The sequence below is a fragment of the Serratia sp. MMO-28 genome, from assembly GCF_037199905.1.
Taxonomy (GTDB): Bacteria; Pseudomonadota; Gammaproteobacteria; order Enterobacterales; family Enterobacteriaceae; genus Chania; species Chania oryzae.
Genome location: NZ_JBBCVB010000133.1, coordinates 1 through 226, shown reverse-complemented (window position 1 = coordinate 226; position 226 = coordinate 1). Strand labels below are relative to the sequence as shown.

Here is a 226-nt window from a genome sequence, read left to right as displayed (position 1 = left end):
CGACGTGTGGGATACGCAGTTTACCGGGCAGGATCGCTTCGGGCTGGGGGTGATGGCCGGCTACGGGCGCGCAACCGGCACCACCGACTCGGGGGAAACCAGCTACAAATCCGACAACAGCCTGACGGGCTATACGGTCGGGGTGTACGGTACCTGGTATGCGAATGCCAGCGAACGCCATAGTCCGTATGTGCATGGCTGGTTGCAGTACGAATGGTTCAATGCC

The 226-nt window shown here is 61.1% G+C and carries 1 protein-coding gene; it reads left to right on the top strand.

Annotated elements, in window-relative coordinates:
• Positions 1–226: autotransporter outer membrane beta-barrel domain-containing protein (locus WG891_RS27200; protein WP_337265136.1), on the top strand; the 226-nt coding region annotated here is incomplete at both ends.